The sequence below is a fragment of the Pseudomonas sp. SHLD1 genome, from assembly GCF_028640935.1.
Classification (GTDB): domain Bacteria; phylum Pseudomonadota; class Gammaproteobacteria; order Pseudomonadales; family Pseudomonadaceae; genus Chryseomonas; species Chryseomonas aestiva.
The window spans coordinates 139,013-164,787 of record NZ_JAQZAD010000023.1; the positions used below are offsets into that span (position 1 = coordinate 139,013).

General features: G+C 61.7%; 18 protein-coding genes and 1 pseudogene. 1 reads left to right on the forward strand and 18 read right to left on the reverse strand.

Annotated features, from left to right (window positions below):
* Positions 1-5: 5 nt before the first annotated feature.
* The 4 genes from PVZ77_RS16760 to PVZ77_RS16775 form a co-directional block, all read right to left on the reverse strand.
* Complete coding sequence (locus PVZ77_RS16760) at positions 6-2,825, reverse strand: bifunctional transaldolase/phosoglucose isomerase (RefSeq protein ID WP_273807663.1); 2,820 nt, start codon at positions 2,823-2,825, stop codon at positions 6-8.
* Complete coding sequence (gene tkt, locus PVZ77_RS16765) at positions 2,822-4,906, reverse strand: transketolase (protein WP_273807664.1); 2,085 nt, start codon at positions 4,904-4,906, stop codon at positions 2,822-2,824. The genes PVZ77_RS16760 and tkt overlap by 4 nt, the downstream gene beginning before the upstream one ends.
* A 244-nt stretch (positions 4,907-5,150) precedes the next feature.
* The gene (locus tag PVZ77_RS16770; protein WP_273807665.1) at positions 5,151-6,530 is read right to left on the reverse strand and encodes a sigma-54-dependent transcriptional regulator; all 1,380 of its coding nucleotides are present in this window, start codon (positions 6,528-6,530) and stop codon (positions 5,151-5,153) included.
* Entirely contained in the window at positions 6,527-7,726 is a 1,200-nt protein-coding gene (locus PVZ77_RS16775) for a sensor histidine kinase (protein WP_443218010.1), read from the reverse strand. The genes PVZ77_RS16770 and PVZ77_RS16775 overlap by 4 nt, the downstream gene beginning before the upstream one ends.
* 425 nt (positions 7,727-8,151) lie before the next feature.
* Here PVZ77_RS16775 and PVZ77_RS16780 point away from each other — a divergent pair, with 425 nt between their 5' ends.
* Entirely contained in the window at positions 8,152-8,904 is a 753-nt protein-coding gene (locus tag PVZ77_RS16780) for a YkgJ family cysteine cluster protein (protein ID WP_273807667.1), read from the forward strand.
* 550 nt (positions 8,905-9,454) lie between these two features.
* Here the strand turns inward: PVZ77_RS16780 and PVZ77_RS16785 are convergent.
* The 14 genes and pseudogenes from PVZ77_RS16785 to rfbF form a co-directional block, all read right to left on the reverse strand.
* A pseudogene (locus tag PVZ77_RS16785) lies at positions 9,455-9,766 on the reverse strand (transposase); the annotation flags it as partial.
* Between the two features lie 137 nt (positions 9,767-9,903).
* Positions 9,904-11,382: a sigma-54 dependent transcriptional regulator gene (locus PVZ77_RS16790; RefSeq protein WP_273807669.1), complete on the reverse strand. Its 1,479-nt coding sequence runs from the start codon at positions 11,380-11,382 to the stop codon at positions 9,904-9,906.
* Between the two features lie 164 nt (positions 11,383-11,546).
* Complete coding sequence (locus PVZ77_RS16795; RefSeq protein ID WP_208692043.1) at positions 11,547-11,843, reverse strand: flagellar protein FliT; 297 nt, start codon at positions 11,841-11,843, stop codon at positions 11,547-11,549.
* A gap of 17 nt (positions 11,844-11,860) precedes the next feature.
* Positions 11,861-12,244 carry a flagellar export chaperone FliS gene (gene fliS / locus PVZ77_RS16800; protein WP_273807671.1) on the reverse strand — a complete coding sequence of 128 codons (384 nt, stop codon included), beginning with the start codon at positions 12,242-12,244 and terminating at the stop codon, positions 11,861-11,863.
* Between the two features lie 96 nt (positions 12,245-12,340).
* Positions 12,341-13,837: a flagellar filament capping protein FliD gene (fliD, locus tag PVZ77_RS16805; protein ID WP_273807672.1), complete on the reverse strand. Its 1,497-nt coding sequence runs from the start codon at positions 13,835-13,837 to the stop codon at positions 12,341-12,343.
* A gap of 64 nt (positions 13,838-13,901) precedes the next feature.
* Entirely contained in the window at positions 13,902-14,285 is a 384-nt protein-coding gene (locus PVZ77_RS16810) for a flagellar protein FlaG (protein WP_273807673.1), read from the reverse strand.
* Between the two features lie 72 nt (positions 14,286-14,357).
* Positions 14,358-15,509 (reverse strand): flagellin N-terminal helical domain-containing protein, encoded by a 1,152-nt coding sequence (locus PVZ77_RS16815; RefSeq protein ID WP_273808041.1) that lies wholly within the window; start codon positions 15,507-15,509, stop codon positions 14,358-14,360.
* A 262-nt stretch (positions 15,510-15,771) separates the two neighbouring features.
* Positions 15,772-20,487: a TIGR00180 family glycosyltransferase gene (locus PVZ77_RS16820; RefSeq protein WP_273807674.1), complete on the reverse strand. Its 4,716-nt coding sequence runs from the start codon at positions 20,485-20,487 to the stop codon at positions 15,772-15,774.
* Between the two features lie 50 nt (positions 20,488-20,537).
* Positions 20,538-21,185 (reverse strand): hypothetical protein, encoded by a 648-nt coding sequence (locus PVZ77_RS16825; RefSeq protein WP_273807675.1) that lies wholly within the window; start codon positions 21,183-21,185, stop codon positions 20,538-20,540.
* Positions 21,186-21,216: 31 nt separating this feature from the next.
* On the reverse strand, positions 21,217-22,134 hold the full coding sequence (locus PVZ77_RS16830; RefSeq protein WP_273807676.1) for an NAD-dependent epimerase/dehydratase family protein: 918 nt from the start codon (positions 22,132-22,134) through the stop codon (positions 21,217-21,219).
* Positions 22,131-23,357 (reverse strand): class I SAM-dependent methyltransferase, encoded by a 1,227-nt coding sequence (locus PVZ77_RS16835; RefSeq protein WP_273807677.1) that lies wholly within the window; start codon positions 23,355-23,357, stop codon positions 22,131-22,133. The genes PVZ77_RS16830 and PVZ77_RS16835 overlap by 4 nt, the downstream gene beginning before the upstream one ends.
* Positions 23,354-23,914, reverse strand: coding sequence for a dTDP-4-dehydrorhamnose 3,5-epimerase family protein (locus tag PVZ77_RS16840; protein ID WP_273807678.1), 561 nt, complete (start codon positions 23,912-23,914; stop codon positions 23,354-23,356). Before PVZ77_RS16840 ends, PVZ77_RS16835 begins: the two co-directional genes overlap by 4 nt.
* A complete protein-coding gene (rfbG, locus tag PVZ77_RS16845) occupies positions 23,911-24,990 on the reverse strand; it encodes a CDP-glucose 4,6-dehydratase (RefSeq protein WP_273807679.1) in 1,080 nt (359 codons plus the stop codon). Before rfbG ends, PVZ77_RS16840 begins: the two co-directional genes overlap by 4 nt.
* Positions 24,972-25,745: a glucose-1-phosphate cytidylyltransferase gene (rfbF, locus tag PVZ77_RS16850; protein ID WP_273807680.1), complete on the reverse strand. Its 774-nt coding sequence runs from the start codon at positions 25,743-25,745 to the stop codon at positions 24,972-24,974. The genes rfbG and rfbF overlap by 19 nt, the downstream gene beginning before the upstream one ends.
* Positions 25,746-25,775 lie beyond the last annotated feature (30 nt).

Here is a 25,775-nt window from a genome sequence, read left to right on the forward strand (position 1 = left end):
TGAGGTCAGGCGACCGCCGCCTCGACCAGTTCGACGATTTGTTGCAGGCCGGCGTCGATGTCGCCGCCCTTGATATGCACGCGCAGATAGCGCCGTCCCCGTTCGGCCAGCACCTCGAGGTCGCCTTTGGCCTGGGCGGCCTCGACGACACCAAAGCTCAGACTCCGCCCTGGAATCTGCAGGTCGTTCTGGGCATCGGCGGTAATCTGGATGAACACACCCGAGTTGGGACCGCCCTTGTAGGCCTGTCCGGTGGAGTGTAGGAAACGGGGGCCGAAGCCGCCGACGGTCGCTACGCGCTTGCTGTCGCGAATGCTATCACGCATGGCGCCCAAGGCCTCCTCGTGCACGGCGTTGCGCTCGAGATAGGCCAGCACGGCGAGATAATCGCCAGGCTGCAAGCGTGCCAGGTGCGCCTTGATCGCCGCGCGGGCGGTGTCCTGCCCCTGCAGGTCGGCATCGCCGAACAGCGTCAGCGTGCCCTCCTCCAGCAGCGGCTCGTCGCCGGCCAGACGACCCTCGCGCTCGTAGCCATCGGTAAGGGCACGGGTCTTGATCTTGCTGGCTTCCACGTCCGGCTGATCAAAGGGATTGATGCCGATGACGGCACCGGCCACCTCGGTCGCCACCTCCCAGCGGAAGAATTCCTGGCCGATCAGTTCGGCACGGGCGAGGCGGATGTCCACCACCGGATGCCCGGCCGTGGCCAGGGCCTGCAGGCGACCGTCGCGCTCGGCGTCTTCCTCGCCGGCCAGCACCAGGCTGACGAACACCCGGTCCCTACCGTAGACGGCTGGCTCTCCGAGGGGCTCAAGGTCTACCGGGATGATGCCCTTGCCCTGCTTGCCGGTGCTCTCGGCGAGCAGCTGCTCCAGCCAGGCGCCCAGACTGGCGACACCTGGTGACGCGATCAGCGTGACCTTGTCGCGTCCGGCGCGCACCGCCTCGCCCAGGACCACGCCCAGGCGGATGCCGGGATTGATGGCCGGCGGCGCACTGGGGCTGCAGGCCAGCACCATGGGCTGGGTCACCTGGAAGAAGTCGGCCACCGAATGGCCAAGCAGCGCCAGGGGCACCATGCCGAACACTGACAGCACCGAATAGCGTCCACCGATGTGGGGGTCGCCCTGGAAGATGGCGCGATAGCCCTCGGCCGTGGCACTGGCTTCGAGCTTGGAACCCGGATCGGTGATGGCGACGAAGCGCCGCCGGGCCTCTTCCGCACCCAGCACCTGCTCGACGGCCTTGTGAAAGTAGGCCCGCAGGATTTCCGGCTCCAGGGTCGAGCCGGATTTGCTCGATACCAGGAACAGCGTCCTGTGCAGGTCCATTTGTTCCTCCAGTGCAGCGATCTGCGCCGGATCGGTGGAATCCAGTACCTTGAGCGTAAGTCCGCCTTTGGCGGTACCCAGGGTGTTGGACAGGACTTCCGGACCCAGGCTCGAACCGCCCATGCCCAGCAGCACCACGGTATCCAGGCCCTCTTGGCGCGCCGCTTCAGCCAGGGCTTCCAGCGCCTGGGGATCAGCCTGACGACCCTGGGCCGCGGCCAGCCAACCGACCCACTGGTCTTCGTCACGACCGGTCCAGAGCGAGGCGTCGCCCTGCCAGAGCCGGCGCGACCAGCCTTCACGCCGCGCCTCTTCCAGCCGGGCCTCGACGGCTTCATGCAGATCCTGTGGCAGACGATAGTCCGCGGCATTCAGGCGTTCGCCGAGAAAATCGAGGCGCTTCTGGCCAACCGCACCCAGGAGCGCATCGGCGGCATCTTCGAATTGCCGGGCGCCGTCCTTGACCAGCCGCCTGGCCACGCCATCGAGATCCAGGCCGAAACGGACAGTGGCATCCACGACACGCTGCGCGGCTTCGATGTCGGTGCTCAGCATGGGGGCTGCCGTGCCATGGTCGCGGAAGGCGTCCATGGTCTTGGGCGGCATGGTGTTGACGGTATCGGGACCGATCAGCTGATCGACATACAGCGTATCGGGATAGGCGGGATCCTTGGAGCCGGTAGACGCCCACAGCAGTCGCTGCGGATGAGCGCCCTTGGCTTCCAGCACCTTCCAGCGCGGCGACTGAATCAACCGTAGATAGTCCTGGTAGGCCAGCTTGGCATTGGCGATGGCGACCTTGCCGCGCAACTCGGCCAGTTCGCCATCGTTGCCCTTGCGCTCGTCGATCAACTTGTCCAGCACGCCGTCGACCCGGCTGATGAAGAAGCTGGCGACACTGGCGAGCCGACTAATGTCCTTGCCTTGGTGCAACCGTGCTTCCAGGCCCGCGATATAGGCCTCCGCCACGGCCATGTAGGCACTCCGATCGAACAGCAGGGTCACGTTGACGTTGATCCCCTCCTCGATCAATGTGCGGATGGCCACCGCCCCTTCGGGCGTACCGGGCACCTTGACCATGAGGTTGGGCCGATCCACTGCCTGCCAGAGGCGGCGCGCCTCCTCCAGGGTGGCACGGGTATCCAGCGCCAGATAGGGCGAAACTTCCAGGCTCACATAACCATCGCGCCCTTCGAGTCGGTCATAGACCGGCCGCAGGATGTCGGCCGCCTGCTGGATGTCCTCGATGGCCAGATGCTCGTAGACGTCCACCGGCTCGGCATCGGCCTTTTTCAGAAAGGCCTCGAGGCTGGCATCGTAGTCACTGCCGTGGCCCATGGCCTTCTCGAAGATCGAAGGGTTGGAGGTGACACCGGTGAGGCCGTCACGCTCGATCAGCTTTTGCAGCTCACCCTTGGCGAGGAATTCGCGGCTGACGAAGTCGAGCCAGACCGCCTGGCCCTGCTCCGTCAGCTGTTTGAGTGGATTGCTCATGTGGCGCTCCCTTTGCGTTGCGCCTGCTCCTTGGCCAGCTTGACCACGTTTTCCACGGTGTAGCCATATTTCGCCTGCAGCTTGCCGATGGGCGCTGAGGCACCAAAGGTGCTCATGGTGACCGAGGCACCCTTGCGACCGATGTAGCGCTCCCAACCCAGGGGGCCGGCCTGCTCGATGGCAACGCGGCCCAGGACCTCGTCCGGCAGCACCGACTGCTTGTAGGCCTCGTCCTGCTCCTCGAAAAGTTCCCAGCAGGGCATGGAGACAACCCGCGCCTTCACACCCTCGCCGCTGAGCTGCTCATAGGCCTGCATCGCCAGACCCAGCTCGCTGCCGGTAGCCATGATGATGACCTGGGGCGTGCCACCCTCGGCATCGGCTACCACATAGGCACCCTGGGCCACGCCTTCGGCGCTGGCGTACTTGCTGCGATCCAAGGTCGGCAGCGGCTGGCGCGACAGCACCATGCACGAAGGCCGATTGGTCTGCTGCAGGGCGATCTTCCAGGCCTGCACCGCTTCGTTGGCATCACCCGGACGCAGGGTCAACAAGCCTGGGGTTGCACGGAGTTGCGCCAGGTGTTCGATGGGCTGGTGGGTAGGGCCGTCTTCGCCGACGCCGATGGAATCGTGGGTGAAGACGAACACCACCGGCAATTCCATGATGGACGCCAGGCGGATCGGCGGCTTCATGTAGTCGCTGAACACCAGGAAGGTGGCGGTGAAGCTGCGCAGGTAGCAGAGCGCCATGCCATTGGCGATGGAGCCCATGGCGTGCTCGCGAATGCCGAAGTGCATGTTGCGCCCGGACGGCTCACGGGCGGAGAAGCTGCCCGCGCCATCGAACTTGAGATTGGTCTTGGTGGACGGCGCCAGGTCCGCCGCGCCGCCGACCAGCCAGGGAATATTCTGGGCAAAGGCATTGAGCGCCTTGCCACCGGACTCGCGGGAGGCCACGCCCTTGGCATCGGTATCGAAGCTGGGCAGCCTGGCGTCCCACCCTTCCGGCATCTCACCGGCGCGCATGCGCTGGAGTTCATCGGCGCGGGTCGGATCGTCCTGACGCAGGCGATCGAAGGCACGGTTCCAATCTTCGTAAAGACCGCTGGCCCGTTCCAGCAGGGCATCGCGCAGGTGGTGACGGGCGTCGTCGGGCACCAGGAAGTCGGCATCCTCGGGCCAGCCATAAGCCTTCTTCGCCAGCTTGATCTCGTCCGCCCCCAGGGGCTCGCCGTGGGCCGCCGCGGTGTTCTGCTTGTTGGGAGCACCGTAGCCGATGAGGCTGTCGACCACGATCAGGGTCGGTTTGCCGGTGTTGCCCTTGAAGCGATGCAGGGCGGCGGCCAGGGCCTCGGCGTCATTGGCATCCTTCACGTGCAGGGTGTGCCAGCCATAGCCGCGGAAGCGTTCGGCCACGTCTTCACTGAAGGCCAGCTCGGTGTGGCCTTCGATGCTGATGGTGTTGTTGTCGTAGATCCAGCAGAGGTTGTCCAGACCCAGGTGACCGGCCATGGAGGCCGCCTCGCCGGTGACGCCTTCCATCATGTCGCCATCGCCGCAGAGCACGTAGACGTCATAGTCGAACAGGGTCACGCCCGGCTGGTTGAAGCGTGCGGCCAGCCACTTCTGCGCCAGCGCCATGCCCACGCTGTTGCCGCAGCCCTGCCCCAGCGGACCGGTGGTGGTCTCGATGCCGGTGGTCATGCGGTACTCGGGATGGCCCGGGGTCTTGGAGTCCAGCTGGCGGAACTGCTTGATGTCGTCGAGGCTGACCGCTTCCTTGCCGGTCGCGGTGCCGTGCTCGTCGATCTCCTTGACGCCCGCGAGATGCAGCAACGAATAGAGCAGCATGGAGGCATGGCCGACCGACAGCACGAAGCGGTCGCGGTTGGGCCAGTCCGGATGCTCGGGGTGATAGCGGAGGAAGCGGCTCCACAGCGTGTGGCCGACCGGGGCCAGGGCCATCGGCGTACCGGGGTGGCCGGAGTTGGCCTTTTGCACCGCGTCCATGGACAGGGTACGGATGGTATTGATGACAAGCTGGTCGGCGTTGGAGCTGGAAGGTGCGGTGGAACCCATGGCAAGCGTCCTCGTGCTGGCAGGCGCGCCACCCGCGGCGAAAACGGCAAACACCGTCCGTGAAACCGTTTTCAGCAAAGGCAGCGCCTAGGAGAAGAAAGCAAAGCGGCCGGACGGGGTCCGGGACGGCGGGGGCATGCATCCTCTGCGACCCCACGCCGCAGTCGCGATCCTTTCTCTAGAACAGCGCCTTAGACGGTTGGTTCCCTCTAGGTAGATAGCCGGCTATCGACTTGCTCGCTCATCAACCGGCGAGCAATTCCTGGTCCACGTCCAGCCCAGCATCGCGCATCTGCGCAAGCTTGTACCTGAGGGTACGGGCACTGATGCCCAGGCGCTCGGCGGTCTCCTTGCGCCGACCACGCTCGGCCCTGAGGGTATCGAGGATCACCTGGAATTCCCGCTCGCGCAGATCGGCATCCAGTGGGCGCGCTTCATCGCCCAGGCCTGTCGCGGGCACAGGCGCTGTTGCAGGCGTCAGGGAGCCCCCGGTCGCCAGCCAGTGCAGCCCGAAGTCCTCGGCCTGCAGCTGGTGGCCCGGTTGCAGGATCAGCGCCCGCTGCACCGCGTTGTCCAGTTCGCGCACGTTGCCCGGCCAGGGATGCTCGGCCAGGGCCTGGCGTGCGGCCGGGCTCAGGACGGGTACCGGCCGGTTCATCCGCGCGGCCTGGACCGTCAGCAGTCGTTCGGCCAGGGGCACGATATCGGCTGGTCGCTGGCGCAGTGGCAGCCAGGCCAGCGGAAACACCGACAGGCGATAGAAGAGGTCTTCACGGAAGCGCCCGGCGGCCACCTCCTCCGCCAGCTTGCGGTTGCTGGTGGCCACCACGCGGATGTCCAGTGCCAGCGGCTTGCGCGCGCCGACCCGCTCCACCTCGCGCTCCTGCAAGACCCGTAGCAGCTTGGCCTGCAATCCCAGCGGCATCTCGGAAATCTCGTCCAGGAGCAGGGTACCGCCCTGGGCCAGTTCGAACTTGCCGGGCTGGGCGGCGATGGCACCGGTGAAGGCGCCCTTTTCGTGCCCGAAGAGAATGGCCTCGAGCAGGTGATCGGGAATGGCCGCGCAATTAACCGCCACGAAGGGACCGTCCGCCCGCGCCGACTGGTCATGGATGAAGCGCGCCAGCACCTCCTTGCCGGTGCCCGACTCGCCGGTGATGAGCACCGTGGCCTCGCTCCGGGCCACCCGGCTGGCCAGCTCCAGCAGTTGCCGACTCTGGGGATCAGCCGCCACCGGCTGCCGAGCACCGGGCGCTCGCCGGCCCTGGGGGCAGCAGCGCGCCAGGGTCTCCAGCAGCAGGCGCGGCTCGAAGGGCTTGACCAGATAATCCGCCGCCCCGCCGCGCATGGCCTCGACGGCGCGCTCGATACTGCCAAAGGCGGTCATCAGCAGCACCGGCAACGCCGGATCGCGCAGTCGGATGCTGGCCAGCAATTGATGCCCGTCGATACCCGGCATGTTGACGTCGCTGATCACCAGGCCAAAGGGCTCCTCGGCCAGCGCCAGCAGCGCCGCCTCGCCGCTATCCACGGCGCGATAGCGGTAGCCGCCGAGCTCCAGGGTATCGGCCAGAGCTTCGAGCAGGGCACGATCGTCTTCCACCAGCAGGATGGGCAGGGTCATGCCGAGGTCTCCTCGCGCGCCAGCAGCGGCAGGATGAAGGTCACCACCGTGCCACGGCCCAACCGGGAGCGCACGGTCAGCCGACCGCCATGGGCCTTGGCCATCGCCAGGGCGACCGGCAGGCCGAGGCCGGTGCCGGTGGTCTTGGTGCTGAGAAAGGGTTCGCCCAGGCGCTGCTGGACCGCCAGTGGAATGCCGGGACCGCTGTCGCTGATCGCCAGGCGCAACTCCCCGTCACGACGATGGAGATGCACCTTGAGTCGCGCTGAGCCACCGCTGCCGGCCATGGCCTGCAGGGCGTTGTGGATAAGGTTCAGGGCAGCACCCACCAGCATGTCACGGTTGCAGGCGAGCAGCCCGCCCTGGGCATCGAGCTGCCAGCGCACGGGGCAGTCGCCGAGATGCGGGTTCGCGGCTTCGCGCAGGGCAGCGAACAGCGCGGCGGGCGTCAGTCGATCCGCCAGGGGCAATTCGCCGCGAGCGAATACCAGCATGTCGCGGACCTGATTTTCCAGTTCGTGCAGCCGCTCCTTGAGACGGCTGGCGAAACGCTGCTGTTGCGCCAGCGCCAGACCACCCTCCTCCAGATGGCTGGCATAGAGTAGCGCCGCGGTCAGCGGCGTACGGATCTGATGCGCCAGCGAGGCCATGGTCCGACCCAGTGCCGAAAGCCGTTCATGCCGTGCCAGTTCGCCTTGCAGATGGCGGGTTTCGGTAAGGTCGTTGAGCAGCACCAATTGCCCCGGCTCGCCATTCAGGGAGCGGATGGCGATGGACAGGCGTCGGCCGTCGCGCAGGGACACCTCGTGGCCGTCGTCATGACGCGGCGCAAAGGCCCTTGCGATCACCGTTCGCCACAGCTCGCCGGCCAAGGGTTCGCCGAGCAGGGCCTCCGCCACGGGGTTGGCGTCGCGCACGCGCCCGGCGCCATCCACCACCACGATGCCGGCGGGCAGCACATCGAGCAGATTCTGCAGCCGGCTGGCCAGGCGCTCCTTTTCCGCCAGCTCCTGCAGGCGCTGGGCGGATACCCACTCCAGTTCGCCCTGCAGCGAATTCATCCGGGCTTCGAGCAACTGGAAGGATTCGCTCAGCTGGCGCGACATCTGCCCCAGGGCTTCACGGGCCTGCGCCGGGGCGGAAGCCTCCACGACAGCGTCTGTGGAGACAGAGGAAGAAAGGGCTTGCGCAGGCATCGGCTAGGACTCGCGACGGACAATTGACATTATCCAGGCTGGAGCAAGACCCATGCCGGCCTGGCGCAAGGCGCCGTAGCGTGGAAAACGGCATGGCCTTTTCCACTTTTGGAGCGCCACATAGGCAGAAGTAGATGAGGGAGGTCCGGCAGGGAGCTACCAGGCACACGTTGGACCGGAAGCCTTCTATCGTCGAAGCCCAACACAGGAGGTCGGCGCTGGAAAAGTTGGGCTTGGCTTCGCTGCGCTCAGCTTTACCTACCAGCCTGGAGTTTGGCTGAAGAGTCGTACTTTTAGTTAGCGAAGCCGCATGGCCCTTCGCGCCGAGCTCAGCTGGCGCAAGACTTGCTATGGATCACACTCCAGACCGAAGGCGACATTTTTCTGCCGATCATTAATCTCCCTGCACACCAGAGGCTACGCTGATGTCCACTCACTTTTCTTGCGTAGGATGCGGCAAATGCTGCACCTCGCACCATATCCCGCTAACGTTGAGCGAGGCGATCCGATGGGTTCAGCAACGGGGTGAGTTGCTCGTCCTGGTCGAAGCGTTTCTCGAGGACGGTCAAGGGATCTCGCAGGTGCAGCGCGAGCATGCCGAGCAGCGCTCTCTTCCGGTGTGGTGCGGGGAGACACGCGCCTATGTCGCTATTACCTTCGCCGCCTATAACCCAGGGCGTTGCATGCGACTAGATGCCGACAACCGCTGCTCGATTTATGACGAGCGACCCCTGGTCTGCCGTATCTATCCAATGGAGATTAATCCGCATCTTCCCTTGAGGCCCCATATGAAAGATTGTCCGCCGCATGCCTGGGAACAGGGGCCGACGTTGATTCATGGTGGGCGTTTGCAGGACGTGGAGCTGATTACGCTCATCGAGCGGTCACGACAGGCTGATCGGGATGAAATAGGTCAGAAGGCGGCGATTTGCGCAGCCTTAGGCATTCGCACATCGGCACTCAAAGGCGATGGCTTCACCGCCTACCGACCTTACGGTCAAGATTTTTTGGCAGCGACCGAGCAGGTGATGACCAACCCACCGATGGATGCGGCCACGGACTGGACGCTTCATGTATCGCACCGCGAATTAGCGGAGCAGCTCAAGGCGACCGGCGCGCTGATCGCTTCGGCCTTGACGCAAACGGACTATGGATTCATCGCTTTGAGCGCAGCATGAGACTAAGCCTCGCCGGCTCCGGAGTAGGCAGAACCGCAATTCTGAACTGGCTCTTGTCAAGTTGGGTAACGACGCCCCGTCAAGTCGATGCTTGACTCAAAGAACCCAAGCTTTTTTCGAAAAGTCGGTGTGCCAGTAGCAGTCCATACAGGCCAGAGTGACCATTGCCTTGAAGCTGCTAGCCGGCTTCTCGAACCGAGTGGAGAGGCTGCGTTTTTCCGTTGGCTGGCTGAGTAGGCGTTCGACCGCATTGCGCTGGTGGTACATGAATTGATTGAAACGAGGCTTACGACGCCTCTTGCGTTGGGCAACGACAGATTAATACCCACGCAGTCCCAATGATGCCGAAGCGCTTCGCTATCAAATCCCGCGTTGACCAAGACACGTCGGCAGCATTCGCATGGCCTATCTTTGGTACCTCGCCACCACACATTTTCGAGCAGGGAAAGAAGCGCGCTGCGAGTCGGCCTGCTGCCCGGGCAAAACCTTGAGGTCAGCGGATACCTATAGACTTACCAGAGCAGATGGAGCGGTACCTAGTCCGTCACAGTTACTGCCTAGCGCATGATCTAGCGGTTCGTCTGGGTAGGCTTTTTCTGCCTACCATGAGGGCTCGTGAGGCACGGGGATCGTACTGGCATCGATCATCCAGGTGTCCAGGTCTACATAACAATCCTGACGCAGCTTCAGATGCAGCGGGCGCCAGGAGGGATTCGAAGGTACCGTCATCGCACTTGTTAGCAGCCCTGGCAGACCATTTTCCAGGACCATAGTGATCGCGTAAGCCACGCCATTTTGCGCCCGAGCGTAGGATCCAGAGGATGCCATTGAGCATTTGCCGATCATCACAACGTGGGCGTCCCATCCCTCGGGCGGGGAAACGATCTCCTCGCTCAACGCCAGCACTCATTCAAAAGGCCATAACGCTAGCTAGTGTTAGTGCTTGCCTCCGCTGCAATCACAGACTTAGCCTACCTAATACGACTTTTCAGGCGAACCTTAGATCTCTTCTTCAAACTCGTCGTCGCGGCGCCCCATGCCGTACTTGCGCATCTTCTCGACCAGGGTGGTGCGACGGATGCGCAGCCGCTCAGCGGCACGCGCCACTACGCCACCAGCATCATCCAGCGCCTGCTGGATGAAGCTCTTTTCCAGATTTGCCAGGTAGTCCTTGAGATCCAGGCCTTCACTGGGCAGCAGCGCCGAGGAGGACACCTCGAGCGTTCCAATGCCGGCCATGGCCTCGCGTTCCTGCAATTCCTCGCGCAGGGATTCCACCATGGGATCGGCTTCGTCTTCCACGTAGCGAAACTTGAGCGGCAATTCGGCCACGCCGATGACGCCATAGGGATGCATGATCGCCATGCGTTCCACCAGGTTGGCCAGTTCGCGGACGTTGCCCGGCCACTCGTGGCGGCATAGCGACATGATCGCCGCCGAATTGAAGCGGATGGAGCCACGCTTCTCGTGCTCCATCCGGGCGATCAGTTCGTTGATCAGCAACGGGATGTCTTCACCCCGCTCGCGCAGCGGCGCCATGTCGATGGGGAAGACGTTGAGGCGATAGTAGAGGTCTTCGCGGAAGGTGCCCGCGGCGATCATCTGTTCCAGATTCTTGTGGGTCGCCGCGATGATGCGCACATCTACGCTCTGGGTCTTGTTGCTACCCACCCGCTCGTAGGTCCGCTCCTGCAGTACCCGTAGCAGCTTGACCTGCATGGGCAGCGGCATGTCGCCGATCTCGTCGAGGAACAGGGTGCCGGTGTTGGCCAGTTCGAAGCGTCCGGCGCGACTGGTGATGGCGCCGGTGAAGGCGCCCTTCTCGTGGCCGAACAGCTCGCTTTCCAGCAACTCGGCCGGAATGGCGCCGCAGTTGACCGGCACGAAAGGCGCCTCGCGGCGCTTGGAGTGGAAGTGCAGATTGCGCGCAACCACCTCCTTGCCGGTGCCGGATTCGCCGAGGATGAGCACCGTCGCCTCGGTATCGGCTACCTGCTGCATCATCTTGCGCACACCCTGAATGGCGCGGCTGGTACCCACCAGGCTGCGGAACAACTCCGGCTCGCGCTGCCGACCGCGCTCCCGGGCCTGGTCGTACATCTCGCGATAGACCTGGGCGCGGTGCAGCGAATCCAGCAGCTTGTTGTAGGCCAGCGGATACTGGAGAGAGACCAGCACGCGGCGGCGGACGTCGTCCGGCCACTCCGGCTGCGCCGCTTCGCCCAGTAACAGCAGTGGGACCATCTCGTCCCAGGCCACGACCTGCTTGAGCAGCTCGACGCTGTTGCCCCGGCTGTCGACGCGACCGACCAGCACACAGCTGACCTGCCGACTGCTGTCGAGCGCTTCGAGAGTGGCTTGCCAATCGGAACTGGTGCAGGCGAGGTGATCTTCGCCGAGAAAATCGAGAATGACCGATACTGCCTTGCGCCGCTCGGCTTCATCGTCGATCAGAAGGATCTTGGTTTCACGCCACATGTCCCTGCCCCAATTCGGCTTGTCGGTTCGCTACGTGCAGGTGTCGCCTGCATCCAAGTGCCAACTGGTCGGCATCTTGCGCAAGTTAAGACAAATTGTGATGCGGGGTCAATTTTATGGCGGCGAAATTTCTAAACTTTGAATTACTGTCCAACAGATGACGGTCAACCGAACAGCTGATAGACCTTGGCGGCCTTGTCGGCGCGTTGCGCCTGCGTCAGCTCGACCGCGATGGCAGAACGTTCGGCCGTGGTGGCGGCGATCAAGGCCTTGTAAGTCTTGAGAAGATTTTGCAAGGCGAACGTCAGCTCGGTCTCACCACCCGGCGCTTCCTGCATGGCGACATCGACCGCCAGGCGGCAATCCAGATCAAGACGGCCGATGGCCTCCCAGTCCTGTTCGACGAGGGCCTGCTCCAGCTGACCGCGAAGCTGATTGATACGAACAACGATGGTAGCCATGGCTCTCACCCTCCCGGTCAGACAGCGGTTATGCCGTCCCAACCTTCTTTGATATTACGCAGCAGCTGAGCAACCTCGTCCAGGATGCGAGCATCGTTGGTACGGTTGGCCTCGGCCAAGCGGGTAGCCATGTAACCGTACAGGGCGTCGAGGCGATACGCCAGTTCGCCCGCATCGAAGTTCAAGGCATCACGCAGGCCGGCGATGATGGCCAGGGCCTTGCCGATCAACTGGCCTTTCAAAAGGTACCTCTGGTTTTGCATGGCGCCCTTGGCCTGGGCGATGCGGCTCAAACCACCCTCCAGCAACATCTGGATCAGGCGATGCGGTGAAGCCTCGAAGACCCCGGATTGAACACCAATATTCTGATATTGGCGCAGCGCTGCAGATTGTGCGTACATGATTTGGCTACCTTGGAATCAACAGATGATGCTGTGTTGGATATCCAAGCTATCGGCCCGCGCCCTGCAATCTTTAGCCTTAATAAGCAGCTAGGATCAGCTTGAAGACGAGTTCTTGTTCAGCACGTTCAGGGTAGTCAGCACACTACTGCTGGTGCTGTTCAGCTTGGCGACTAGGCTATCCATCGCATTGTATTTCGCGGTGAGAATATCGGTAAGCTTGGCCTGACGCGCGGTGAGCGTGGTCTGCTGCGTCTTGAGATCCGTCAGGTTGGTCTGGATCGTCGACTTCTCTTGAGCGATCAGCCCCGTACCACTCTGGGTATAGGTATTGACCAGCTTGTTCATGTTGTTCAGCAGCCCCGACTTAGCCGAGAAGAAGTTCTGCACATCGCTGGCGTTAGTCGCGAGGGCCGTGGAAAGGGCCGAAGAGTTCAGCGTCAGGTTTCCCGAGTTAGTCATGGAAATCCCGAGCTGTGTAAGGTTCTTTAGATTGCCGCTGCCGGCGGACGTACCGAAAACCGTACTCTGTAGGCTGCGCATGAGTGTGCGGGTCATGGCGTCACTAGTCAGGGCCCCGGAGCTCGTGCTGGAAGCGCCGTCTTCTCCGGTCGTGGTACTGACCTTGGTAAGGGTACCGATGGTATTAACCAGCGTATTGTAGGCGTCAACGAACGTCTGGATGTTGGTCTGCAACCCAGAGGTATTGGCTCCCACGGTAACGTCGGTCTTTCCTGGCGCCGCCAGCGTAAAGGTCACTCCGGTGACGGCGGTATCCAGGGTATTGCTGGAGCTAGTCATGCTCAAACCGTCTAGGGTGTACTTGGCGTCGGTACCCTGCACCAGATAACCGCCGCCCGACGTCGAATAGGCCTTAGTGCCATCGATAGCTAAAGACGACAGAGAGCTGCTACCGGTGGTCGACACGCCGATCGTAGAGTTGGCGCCCGTAGTGGTGGAGCTCAGGACTAGCCGTGATCCCGTGGAGTCGGTGACGACGTTCGCCGAGATGCCCGAGGTGGCGCTCTGCTTGTTGATGCTGTCGCGGATGTTGGACAGACTGGCACCGTCACTCACGCTGATATTGTAGCTCTTGCCATTCTGGCTCAGCGTCAGGCTGCCTGAGCCGAAGGTGGTCCCGGACGAGACGTACTGGGTGCCGACCTTCGACGCGGTCGCAAGATTTGATACATCCAGCGCATAGGTACCCGCTACCGCGGTGGCATCCACCGTTGCCGTCGCCGTTGCGGGGGTACTGGAAGTCGTGGTCAATCCGGCAAAGGAGGTCGTGGTATTCAGGTTGGCCACGGCCAACTGGAAATCGTTCAACGCCGAGGTCAGGGTACCTACTGCAGTCAGGCGATTCTGCGCCGAATTTTGCAGAGTCGTGATCTGTTGTTGCTTGCCGGCAGTTTGGGCGTTGACCAGCACCTCGACGATCGAACCGATGTTGATCCCGGAACCGAGACCGGTGGATGACTTGATCGCCCCGGAAGTGGCGGAGGCACTGGACGCAGAATTGCTCGTCGTCGAGCTAGTCGAACTGCTTGAAGTGGTCGAACTAGTCGAAGAAGTTGACGAGATAGTGGTCATGATCTGTCCTCAAAACATTGACGGTCCAGCTGCTGTAGCATCACTAAAGCAAAAGACACACCAACTAGGCTTTCTCGTTGAGCAGGTGACGGGACTCCTTGAAGTCCGCAGCCAGCTTGACCACGACCTCCGACGGGATCTGCCGGATCAACTCGCCATTGGCGCTGTTTACCACCTTAACCACGGTAACGCCGGAATCCTGATCTAAGGAAAACTCAAGGTTGCGATGCAAGTCTTGGGCGCTGGAACTTAAATCCTTAACGGCCTTTTCCAGCTCTTCCCGACTAGGCGATACAGGGGCGGTCTTGGCCTGGTCGGCCAGTGTCGCTCCGTTACCGCTGGCGTTGGCCGTAGCGGAAGGGGCGCCAACGACGTTGCCTGATGGCGTCCCTGCCGCGCTGGTCGTCGTGGCAGTTCCCGTAACGACCGAATTCACGTTGATGCTCATGGTGCAACCCTCCCAAAAAACCTAACAACGCGGAAAGGGCGCCGCAGCGCCCTCCCCTTTCCCTGATCAGAATTACTGGAGCAGTTTCAGTACGGAGGCGGGCTGCTGGTTGGCTTGGGCCAGTACCGAGGTCGCTGCCGACTGCAGGGTCTGCTGCTTGGTCATCTCGGCGGTCTCCGCCGCGAAGTCCGCATCCTGGATGGTACTGCGGGCTGCCGTGGCGTTTTCCGAGATGTTCTGCAGGTTGGAGATGGTGGAGTCCAGACGGTTCTGCACGGCACCGAGCGTGGAGCGCTGGGTATCGATCTGCTTCAGGGCGCCGTCGATGACCTGCATGGCGCTCTGGGCGTTGGCCGCCGTGGTGATGTCCAGCGACTGGACGCTGCCGGTGGTGGTAACCGAGGAGTAGGAACCACTGGATACGCCGGTGGCGCCACCGGTACCCGCGCCGATGTCGATGGTTTTGGCGGAGCTGAGGTTGATGGTCGAGCTACCCGAGCTGGCCGCAGTAGCCGAGACGCCACTAATGTTGTTGTTGATGGAGCTGACGATGTCGTTGAAGCTGGCGCCGGAGGCGTAGGTCACGGTCTGGCCGGCGATGCTCAGGGTACCGCTGGAGCTGGTGGTACCGCCCGAAGCCGAGACGCCCAGGCTGCTCAGGTCCAGGCCGCCGGTGGCTACCGACGAGGAGCCGGACAGGCTGCTGGCGCTCATGTTGCTCAGGGTGAAGCTGACGGTCTGGTTGGCGTTGGCGCCGACCTGGAAGGTCAGGGTGCCGTTGGTGCCGGCGGTACCGTCCAGCAGGTTGATGCCGCTGCTGCCGCCACCGTAGGTGGTGGTGCTGGAGATACGGGTCAGTTCCGAGGTCAGCGACTCGAATTCCTGGTTCAGCGAGGTACGGTCTTCGGTGCTGTTGCTGCCGCTGGAGGACTGGACGGCGAGGACACGCATACGCTGCAGGATGTTGGTGGATTCCTGCAGGGCGCCTTCGGCGGTCTGGGCGATGGCGTTGGCATCGTTGGCGTTGGAGACGGCTTGGTCCAGACCCTTGACCTGGCTGGTCAGGCGGTTGGAGATCTGCAGGCCGGCGGCATCGTCCTTGGCGCTGTTGATCTTCAGGCCGGTGGACAGACGGGTCATGGCGGTGGTCAGGTTGCCCGACGCGTTGTTCAGGTTCTTCTGAACGGTCAAGGAAGCGATGTTGGTATTGACGGTCATCATGATGGAGAACCTCGTGGATTAGGATACTGCTTTAGCTCCCGGCCAAGGGGACCGCCCGATGTGACCTGGAGAACCTTCGATATGGTTATCGTCTTGCCTGGAGATTTCTTTAGGTTTTTTTGGAAAAACCTTGACTCTGGACGAGACAGCGAAGGCGTATGTCTTCACTCCCTCTTGTTATCGGGCGGAAGGCGAGAAACTTGATGGCTCCGCAAACGCGAACGGCCAGATTTCTCTGGCCGTTGGTTTCGGTACGGGGGCTGGCTCAATTCGGCAGCCAGACAGAACCCCAGCGTTCCAGGCGTGCGCCGGTCAGCATCCAGTCACGCTGCACGGCCTCGCGCAGCGCCTCACCGGCTTTATGACTGGCCTCCCGGTCGGCGAGGTGCATGCGAATGGCGTCCATCCAGTCGCGATAGCGATTTTTCACCCGGGTCACCGGCAGGTCGCCCCGATAGCAGACCAGGTCCGAGCAGACCACGGCGAAGCCACAGGCTCCATATTCCAGTAGTCGCAGGTTGCTCTTGCAGTTGTTGAACAGGTTTTCTTCCAAGGGGGCCAGCGCCAGATCCAGATCCAGGCTCGCCAGCTTGGCCGCGTAGCGGTCGATAGGCACGCCGCCGTGGAACTCCTTGATATAGGGGCGGAGCTCGTCGGGGCACATACCGAAGAAGACCCAGTCCACCTCATGCGCGAGATCCTTCACCACGTCTCTGATCAGCTCCAGGTCACCATCGTGACTGACGCCACCGCCCCAGCCTACGCGCGGCTTGCTGGTGTCGCGGCGCTGCCCCTTGACGCTTTGCCACCAATCCAACGGCAGCAGGTTTTCGGCGACACGAATATCGGGATGCAGATCCTTGAACGCCTCGGCCAGCGGAGCCGTCGAGACGACGAAGCGGTCGCACAGGGCGACACCGCGCCGAAGCTGCTTGGCGACATCCCTCGGCATATGGGCCCGGTGGCGATTCTTGATCGGCAGATCGACAATATAGTCGTCGAGTTCGTAGATCCTGAACGCCTGGGAATAGCGCTTTGCCTCCCGGATCGATTCGATCTGCAAGGACATGATCTGGCGCTGGAAGACGATGCTGGTCGGTGCCAGCCGCTCCTTTTCCACCGGAGTCAGGAGCCTTTCGCTGAGTCCGCCTTCCAGCAATCCCGCGCCTTGCATCGCTTCGAATGGCTTGCGTATCCGGTAGTGCCCGCACCCATAGGGATCGGCAGGATGGCACAGCGCATAGGGTAGTTGGCGAACGGCGAAGGGATGCCACCCGGTCTCGCTGCGGTGATCCAGGGCAAAGCCGCTACCGTCCAGGCTCAGGTTGGAGTTGTAGGCCGGATCACGCGCGATGCGCGGCAGCCAGCGCTGATACATGACCGCCTGCTCGCCCTGGAAACGTTTGATCTTGGCTTCCATGGCCGTGGTATCGACCAGATTCTGGCTCACGTTCGCTTCGTGCATCACCACGGCGTAGGGCGTCCAGACGTTCAGGTAGCCGGCCGCGGTGAGCTTCAGGCAGAAGTCCACATCGTTGAACGAAACCTTCAGGTCCTGCTCGTCCATTCCCCCTACTTCGAGATAGATGGCTTTCCGTATCATCAGACAGGCAGCCGTCACTATGCTGTAGTTCTGGTCGACCTGCAGGCGGTGCATGTAGCCGGGCGCCTGGCCGGGCTCGCCGATGAAGGGATGGTCCGCCACGCCACGCAGGCCCAGGACCACGCCACCGTGCTGGATGCGGCCATCGGGATAATAGAGCTTGGCGCCCACGGCACCCACCTCGGGTCGCTGGGCGTGATTGAGCAAGGCGCTGAGCCAGCCCCCGTCGAAGATCGCGGTATCGTTGTTCAGCAGAACGACATAGTCGCCCAGTGCCTGAGTAATCGCGAAGTTATTGATAGCCGAGTAGTTGAACGGATAGGGATAGCGCAAGATGCGTACCTTGGAGCTACCCATCTCTTCCATGCCAGCCAACCACTGGCGGGCATCCGCCTCTTGGCTATCGTTATCCACCACGAGGATCTCGTAGTTCTGGTACTGGGTACGCTCGAGCAGCGACTCCACACAGCGCCGCAGCATGGGGAGTTGGTTTTTCGTCGGGATGACTATGGAAACGAGCGGGGAGGTCTCTCTCAGATAGGCTATACGGTTGATCAACGGCATGGCACCCACCATGAATTGGTGGGACACGCCTAGTCGATCCAGATGGGCGCCCACTACCTGGCGCGATAGTTCTGGTATCCGATCGTTCGACAACCAGCGACCCAGGTGAAGACGAGCGTGCAGCAGAACGTCGGCGATATGCCCGACGCTGTCCAGCCCACATTGCTCTACCAAGCGGAACATTACGTCCACTCCGGCCAGTGCGCCGTGTACCTCGGTAAAACCTCCTATCTCGATCAAGGCTTGACGCTGCATGAAGAACACGGGCCCGACATAGGGGTAGCTACGCAGAAGGTCGAGATTGAATCCCGGCTTGAACACGGGTTCGCGATAGAGATCGCCGCTAATCTCGTCCTCGTCGGTGTAATAGCAGAGCGCCTGAGGATGGCTATCGATCCGATCGCCCACGGCTAACAACGCGTGGCGATCAAGGTGGTCACCGCTACGTACGACGAAGAACCAGTCCACTTCGATTTGCGGCAGCAGGCCGTTGAGCTGCGCCGCCCATCCGGCACCGAGCGATTGCCAGACGAGGTTGTCTGCCGCGGCTATGCCGCTGGGTTCAGCATCCGATAGCACCAGGATCGCGGCGCAGTCATAGAGCTGCGCGGCAAGACTATCCAGCGTCTGCTGAACATAGGCTGGGTCGCCGACCTCGTCGACTATCACCGCCAGCAAGCTCGGCTGGAACGCCCAGCGCTGGATGCGCGCCGGAACACGCTCGTACTCGACGTCTGCAAGTACCCGCGTCTTCAACCAATTGCGATAATCCTGGCCTTGGCGATCACCGCCGCTCGCACAGGCAAGAGGATAGAAAAAGCGCTCTAGGGCATGCGCCAGGGTACCTTCTGTCTGACCGGCCTCCGCTTCGAAATCCGCCGCCACCAGGCCCAGATCCAAGACGCGTTGAAGTACATCAAGGTGGGCGAAGAACATGGTACCGGCGAAGAACTCGCCATTGAGGATCTGGTCTTCGGCCAATCCCGCCCGTTGGGCAAGCCGCTGGAGGTTGGGCAGATTGTTACCCTTGAGGAACTGCGAAACTGGCAGAAGACCGTTTTCCGGCCCTACCATCAGGACGCCCTGCCCGCTTTCCAGCTGAGCGACACTCTTCTCGAAACGGGCAGGCGCCAGCAAATCGTCAAAAAGTGCATCCGCCCACTCGGCACCCAACTCCAGATGCAACGACTTCTTGGTATGCAGCTTCAACACGACCGGCAGCCCATCCTTCCGTACCAGATGCAGGATGCGCAGGAAAGGCAAGACGTCGCGGCCACGATTCTCGGTGCGTAGCAGGCTGTGCCGATAGCCGCTCTGGGCCAGCAGGAGTTGCACCGCCTCCGCCGCCTCTGGCGGACACGTCACATAAAGATGCAAGGGCTGCTGGAGTCGGACGAGCCGGTCGAGAATGCTCGCCAAGACGTCCGGATAGAACGCGTGAATCACTACCGCGACCGGGTCGCGCTCGCCGTCTTTGACGGGCCTATTGAGTACCAGTACATCGTCCAGGTCGATGGATAGCTGGCCAGTCGTCACCTCGGCCGGCAAGCCGGTGCCCTTTTCGATGGCCTGCGGTGCTTCCTGCTGCAATTCGGCGATAGCCTGCTGCCATTCCAGCCACCGTTGGCGCTCCTCGGCGGAGCCCAGAAGGGTCATGCATTTCACCAGGGCTGCATGGAAAGGTAAGGCGGCCACGGCTTTACGGATATCGCCCTGGTGCTGCTCCACGGTGGCTTGCGCGAATCCGTCGTGCTGAACGACATCTAGCAGAGGAGCCAACAACGCCTGCATTTCAGCGCGCTGCTGCAGTTGCAGCTTGCCAGCCGGCAAACCCTGCACCATGAAATCCAGGCGTGCCAGAAACGCGAAGAATTCAGGCCGGTAAAAGGGCATCTCCGGCACTTGGCGGGGCTCGAACAGCCACTGCGGCTCGGCCACGGGCGCCACCCACTGCGACCGAAATAGACGTTCGGCAGTGAGGGAGCGCTCCTGCTGCAGGCAATCGGCAAGTCGCTGGAAGGCGCCCAACAGGATATCGCGCGCCTGACCCGGCGACGTGCCGGCTCCTTCCAGTGTCACCAGCAACTGGCCGAAGAGGTCGGCGAACTGCCGCTTGCGTTGAAGTCCCGCAGGCGTACTGTCCTGCAGTGCCAGCCGGACATCGGTGTTGTGGTCCGAAACCGGGTAGTTGAGTTCGCGAATCACATAAGGCTGCGGCAGGATCCTTACTTTGCCTCGCGCCAGCAGATAGAACGCGTGGCCGATCTCCTGGTACTCGAGCGTGGTGTCTTGCGGAACCAACCGGTACCAGTCTTGAACGACCTGAGTGCGGACCACCGAATAGAACGGCGGAATGTACTCACCGAAGCCCGTGTGCAATCGCTGTGCAATCCGTGACGCAGAGTGGTCCTCGCAAACCTTCTTATCGCGCCGCAGATAGACGGTACAAGCCGCTTCGGCAAGATACATCAGGCAATAGCCGTGGCACGTCGAATAGTCCGGATGAGCGGTCAGAAACTCCACGCTCGCCTGCAATGCATCACCCAGGATGAAATCATCGTCTGGCACGAAGGCCATCAGTGGCGTTTGGATATGCGGAACGCCAGCCTTGAGCTTGTCTAGGAAGGTGAACGTATCACCTGGAAAATGCCGGTATTCAGCCCGTGAGAAACTCTCTACCAAGGCTTGCTGAGGAACGGCGGAAGAGTCCAGTACCAACAAGCGACAAGGAAATCGCGCGTAGTACCGCAAAGCACGTTCCAGAAAGGCGGGACGGTTGTGGGTGAGCAAGACCAGTGTCAGGAGATCGTTCATGGTGGACACTCTGGCAAATAGGGGAAGAAAGCGCGAAACCTGACGCGCAATCAGAGGCGAAAGAAATCGCCGAGGATGTCGTGCTTCGGCTCACGACAGAGTAGGTCACCAGCCTCGGCTTGGAAGACGCAGCTGTGCCCGGGTAAATCCCGGTTGATCACGCTCACCCCCTGACCGATGTAACTGCGCGGCCCGACGTTGCAACGACCGATGACAGCGCTGTTAGGATAGAGGACGACACCTTCTCCCAGCTCGGGATAGATGCCGTGGTTTCGGCCTACGGTGGTGTTCTGATAGAGCACGAGGAAGTTTCCATAGCGAGCCTTAGAAAGCACGATCCCCACCGAATGACCAATGAAGAATACGGGTGGCAGCTCGATCTCGTAGAAGAGATCGATACCGTTTAGTGCCTTGTTGAGCAGGAACAGCTTGGTACAGACGCGCGCATCCGGGTCGACTTGCCAAAGGCTGTTGGCGAGGAAGTATAGAAACGTCGCATATTGGCTGGAGTGTAGGTAATCAAAGCGATCCGAGTGCCAGGCCTTGACGTGAGCTATGCAATGCTGCAGCCGGTGCAGGGCCTTATCCAAGGCTATGTCCAGGCTCGGGCCCGGCGCCTGGCCATCAGGAAAGAAGTGCTCCAGCTGGCGCGTCACGTAATCACGTAGCCCTACTCGATCCATACCTTGCAGCTGCATAGCCTTCCTTCGCACGGCGGACGTGCAAGATTCAGTGGGTCAGGAGCCTTGAGCGCCACCACGACATCGCGTCGTCCAAGCCATCCTCCAGAGAAAATGACGGTCGCCAGCCCAACGCGTGCAGACGTCGCGAGTCGGAGACCAGAAAGGCCGGATCGTTCTCCGACGCTTTTCTGGCGCCCAGTCGTACGAGACCTTCCGCCTGCAGGGACCGGGCCAAATATCCAATCACGGTCTTGAGCTGTACCGGCTCCCCGCTTCCCACGTTGAATACGCCAGTTGCCTGCTGCTCACTCAGATGGACGAATGCCGCGGCAACGTCTTCCACGTGCAGGAAATCACGCCACTGCTCACCCGAAGAACACAGGGCTGCTTCCCCCCTGAGCAGGGCCCGGATGACCGAGGGCACCAGGCGCGTCTCCGCTTCCCAAGGCCCGAACAAGTGAAAGATGCGCGCCCAGGCAACGCTCAGCCCATGCATTTCACCGAACAGCACCGCCCATTCCTGAACCAGTCTTTTACTGCGTCCATAGGGCGTAGCCGGCGTTAGCGGCGTGACATCCTCGCGACAAAGACCCTGGCGCCAGTCGTACTCGGCACACGTTCCTGCCAGTACCGCATGGCGTCCGCCTTGGGCATGAAAGGCGCTCACCAATTGTTGAGTGGCTACTATCCACTTGAGATTGTCCGGTGTCGTCCAGTAGTTGCTCGGCGCAACGCACCAGGCCAGATGGATCAGTTGATCGGCGCCCACTCGACGGCAGAGCGACTGAATACCAGCCTCCCCTCCAAGCAGATCGATCCGATGCCAGTTCAATCCTGATTGCGTTGTGCAAGACTCCGGCGTTCGCGTCGTGGTGGCATGGACCTGATGTCCTTGCGCGAGGAGCTGCCTGACCAAGGGGCTACCAATGAAACCACTGGCTCCTGTCAGCAGCAGAACACTCATCGGATGGTCAGCTCTGGAACAACCGTCACGAAGCGTCCGCCCCATGTCTGGATGGACGCCCATTCGGTTGAAATTTCATCGACCAGATTCCAGGGCAACACCACCACATAATCCGGACGCTCCTCGAGTAGCCGAGCGGGCAACACCACGGGAATACGACTACCCGGCAAGTAGCGCCCCTGCTTGTGCGGACTGGCATCAGCCACCCAGGCCAAGAGGTCCTGACGAACACCGGCATAGTTCAGCAGGGTATTGCCCTTGGCCGCGGCACCGTAGCCAACGACTCGCTTGCCAGCGGCCTTGGCCTCGAGCAAAAAGCGCAGAAAGTCGTGTTTGATCCGCTCCGCAGCAGGTGCCAGGGTGGCATACCGAGCGGCGCTATCGAGCCCAGCGAGTTGCTCTTCATGCCGCAGTCGCGCCACCGCTGCGCTCACCTGCTGGCGACCGTCGTTCCGGTGCTGGAGGTAGAGACGCAACGAACCACCATGAGTGGCCAACTGTTCGACGTCAAACACCTCCAGGCCTTGCTTCCACGCCAGGCGCTTGACCACGCTCAGGGAAAGATAGGAGTAGTGCTCGTGGTACAGCGTGTCGAACTGGTGGGCCTCGAGCAGCCGGAGGAGATGCGGAAACTCGAAAGTGATCACTCCCGTTGGGGCCAGCAGCAGGGAGAACCCCGCGAGAAAGTCGTTGATGTCTGGGACGTGCGCCAAGACGTTGTTGGCGATGATCAAGTCGGCACGACCCAATTCTGCGCTCAGTTCACTGGCGCTACCAGCGCCAAAGAACACTTCGCGTATCTCCAGGCCCTTGGCGCGAGCGGCTCGGGCAGTACTCGCCGTGGGCTCCACGCCCCAGCAGGGAACACCCGCGGCGGCAAAATATTGCAGCAGATAACCATCGTTGGCGGCTATCTCGACCACCCGATGGCGCTCATCCAGGCTAAAGCGCTCGATGACGCCCTCTACATAGCGTCGCGCATGAGCCAACCAGGACGACGAGTAGGAGCTGAAATAGACATAATCCGCATCGAATAGCGTCTCAGCGCTGCGATAATCCACGGTCTGCACGAGCCAGCACTGCTCGCAGACCATCACTTTCAACGGTACCCAATTCTCGACCTGGTTCAGGGCTGATTCGATGAGGAAGGCGTTGGACGGCGGTGCCGTTCCCAAGTCGATCAGCGGTAGCCTTAGGGGTGACTGGCAGGCACGACACTTCATACAACTATTCCTCGAAAAGCGTCCGTTAGCGGCGGATGTGCCGCATCCCGAGATGACAGGTTGACGACTGGCAACGGCCACGAGATCCCCAGCCGCGAATCGTCGGGTGCAAGCCCGGACTCCTGATCAGGTACGTAGTCGGCACTGTGCAGGTAGAGCAACTCGACGTCGTCGCTGAGCGCCTGAAAGCCATGCGCGAAGCCGGGTGGTAGCCACAGGCTGCGACCATCTCCCGCCTGCAGGCGCTCGGCGTGCCATTTCAGAAAGGTAGGCGAATCCTGGCGAACATCCACCGCGACATCCCAAACGCTGCCCCGTAGACAGGTAATCAACTTATCTTCGCTGAAGGGCGGGAGTTGATAATGCAACCCGCGAACGCTGCCACAACGTGACGTCTGCGACAGATTGATCTGCCGTACGGTGAATGGGGCTGTCGCCTGATTCAGCCAGGTGAGGCAGTAGAGACGTGAGAAGCGCCCCCGCGCGTCCTGATGCGTCCGGTGCGTTAACAACCGCAGGCCAGGGAGCGGAAGATCGCGCAGGGCCATGTCCGTCATGACGCGCCCAGGTAGCTATCGATCTGGGCTTGAGTGGTCTGCCGCGGATCCAGTCCGGCGTGCCACGCTCGATGCCAAGCGAGGGTTTGAGAGAGGCACGTCTCCAGCGACCAACGGGGCCGCCAACCCAGGTACTCACGCGCGCGACTGCTATCAAGCTTGAGCAACCCGGCTTCGTGCAATTCGGCCGGATCGACTCGCACGCCGGGTGCTTGAGGCCAGTCGCGGGCGAGCAACTGGACCAGCCGCTCGACAGTACAGGTGGCGTCTTCGGCGGGGCCGAAATTCCAGGCGCCGCGGGCACGCTCGGCGGTGGTGGTCAAACGTTCGGCCAGCAGGAGATAACCCGACAATGGTTCCAGGACGTGTTGCCAGGGACGGACAGCCGACGGGTAACGCAGGGTGACCGAACCCCCTTTGCTCCAGGCGGCAAGCACGTCGGGAATCAGTCGATTGGTTGCGAAGTCACCACCACCCAGTACGTTGCCAGCACGCGCGGTGGCGATCGCCACACCATGCTCAGCGTAACGCTCCGGAGCGAAGAACGACGCCGCATAGGACTCCGCCAAGAGTTCGCAACAAGCCTTGCTGGCGCTATAGGGATCATGTCCACCCAGCGCCTCGTTCTCACGGTAAGGCCATTGCCACTCGCGGTTTGCATAGATCTTGTCAGTAGTCACCACCACGCAGGCCCTGACACCGCCAACGGATCTGATCGCTTCCAGCACATGGAGCGTACCCATGACGTTACTGCCATAGGTACTTACCGGGTCATTGTAGCTCTCGCGGACCAACGCCTGGGCAGCGAGATGGAGAACGATCTCCGGACGCACCTCTCCCATGACCCGGCGCACTGTGGAGAGATCACGGATATCGCCTTCATGATGATCAACGATGGAGCGCGCGCCAGTCAGTTCGAACAGGCTGGGCGACGTGGCTGGCAACGCCAATCCGGCCACCTTCGCGCCGAGCCGGTGCAACAGCCAGAGCAACCAGGTTCCTTTGAACCCCGTATGCCCGGTGACCAGCACACGTTTGCCTACCCAGAAGGCTGGGTTCATTGCCAGACCCGCCAAGGCGCTACGCCCTCCTGCCAGAGCTGCTCGAGATAGTTCTTGTCCCTTAGCGTATCCATCGGATGCCAGAAACCCTGGTGTTGGAAGGCGTGGAGTTGCTGCTCGGCTGCCAGGCGAGACAAGGGAGTGTCCTCCCAAATCGTATCGTCACCCTCGATGAAGTCGAGCACAGGTGGGGAAAGGACGAAGAAGCCACCATTGACCCAGCCGCCGTCTCCGCGAGGCTTCTCGATAAACCCCCGCACCGTATCACCAACACAGTCCAGCGATCCGTAACGACCCAGGGGCTGCACGGCCGTCACGGTAGCTAGGCGACCATGACTGTGGTGGAAATCTATCAGTTGAGTGATATTCAGATCCGACACGCCATCGCCGTAGGTAAGGCAAAAGGCTGAATCGTCCTGCAGATAACGGCGGACTCGCTTTAGCCGACCACCGGTCATGGACGCCTCTCCGGTATCGACCAGCGTTACCCGCCAAGGCTCACTGTAGTTCTGATGCACCTCCATGCGGTTTTCGCGCATGTCGAAGGTAACGTCGGAAGTATGCAGGAAGTAGTTGGCGAAGAAGTCCTTGATCACATAGCCCCGGTAGCCCAGACAAATGATGAAGTCGTTCACGCCGTGAAAGGCGTATTGCTTCATGATATGCCAGAGGATCGGCTTGCCTCCGATCTCGATCATTGGCTTGGGCCGCAGATGGGATTCTTCACTGATTCGCGTACCAAGGCCTCCGGCCAAGATAACTGCCTTCATATGTCATCCTCCATGATCGGCGTTGCATCA

Bases quoted from the DNA above. Each gene is read 5' to 3' on its own strand.
- PVZ77_RS16760 (WP_273807663.1), bottom strand. From the start codon at position 2,825: ATGAGCAATCCACTCAAACAGCTGACGGAGCAGGGCCAGGCGGTCTGG.
- tkt (WP_273807664.1), bottom strand. From the start codon at position 4,906: ATGGGTTCCACCGCACCTTCCAGCTCCAACGCCGACCAGCTTGTCATC.
- PVZ77_RS16770 (WP_273807665.1), bottom strand. From the start codon at position 6,530: ATGACCCTGCCCATCCTGCTGGTGGAAGACGATCGTGCCCTGCTCGAA.
- PVZ77_RS16775 (WP_443218010.1), bottom strand. From the start codon at position 7,726: ATGCCTGCGCAAGCCCTTTCTTCCTCTGTCTCCACAGACGCTGTCGTG.
- PVZ77_RS16780 (WP_273807667.1), top strand. From the start codon at position 8,152: ATGTCCACTCACTTTTCTTGCGTAGGATGCGGCAAATGCTGCACCTCG.
- PVZ77_RS16790 (WP_273807669.1), bottom strand. From the start codon at position 11,382: ATGTGGCGTGAAACCAAGATCCTTCTGATCGACGATGAAGCCGAGCGG.
- PVZ77_RS16795 (WP_208692043.1), bottom strand. From the start codon at position 11,843: ATGGCTACCATCGTTGTTCGTATCAATCAGCTTCGCGGTCAGCTGGAG.
- fliS (WP_273807671.1), bottom strand. From the start codon at position 12,244: ATGTACGCACAATCTGCAGCGCTGCGCCAATATCAGAATATTGGTGTT.
- fliD (WP_273807672.1), bottom strand. From the start codon at position 13,837: ATGACCACTATCTCGTCAACTTCTTCGACTAGTTCGACCACTTCAAGC.
- PVZ77_RS16810 (WP_273807673.1), bottom strand. From the start codon at position 14,285: ATGAGCATCAACGTGAATTCGGTCGTTACGGGAACTGCCACGACGACC.
- PVZ77_RS16820 (WP_273807674.1), bottom strand. From the start codon at position 20,487: ATGAACGATCTCCTGACACTGGTCTTGCTCACCCACAACCGTCCCGCC.
- PVZ77_RS16825 (WP_273807675.1), bottom strand. From the start codon at position 21,185: ATGCAGCTGCAAGGTATGGATCGAGTAGGGCTACGTGATTACGTGACG.
- PVZ77_RS16830 (WP_273807676.1), bottom strand. From the start codon at position 22,134: ATGAGTGTTCTGCTGCTGACAGGAGCCAGTGGTTTCATTGGTAGCCCC.
- PVZ77_RS16835 (WP_273807677.1), bottom strand. From the start codon at position 23,357: ATGAAGTGTCGTGCCTGCCAGTCACCCCTAAGGCTACCGCTGATCGAC.
- PVZ77_RS16840 (WP_273807678.1), bottom strand. From the start codon at position 23,914: ATGACGGACATGGCCCTGCGCGATCTTCCGCTCCCTGGCCTGCGGTTG.
- rfbF (WP_273807680.1), bottom strand. From the start codon at position 25,745: ATGAAGGCAGTTATCTTGGCCGGAGGCCTTGGTACGCGAATCAGTGAA.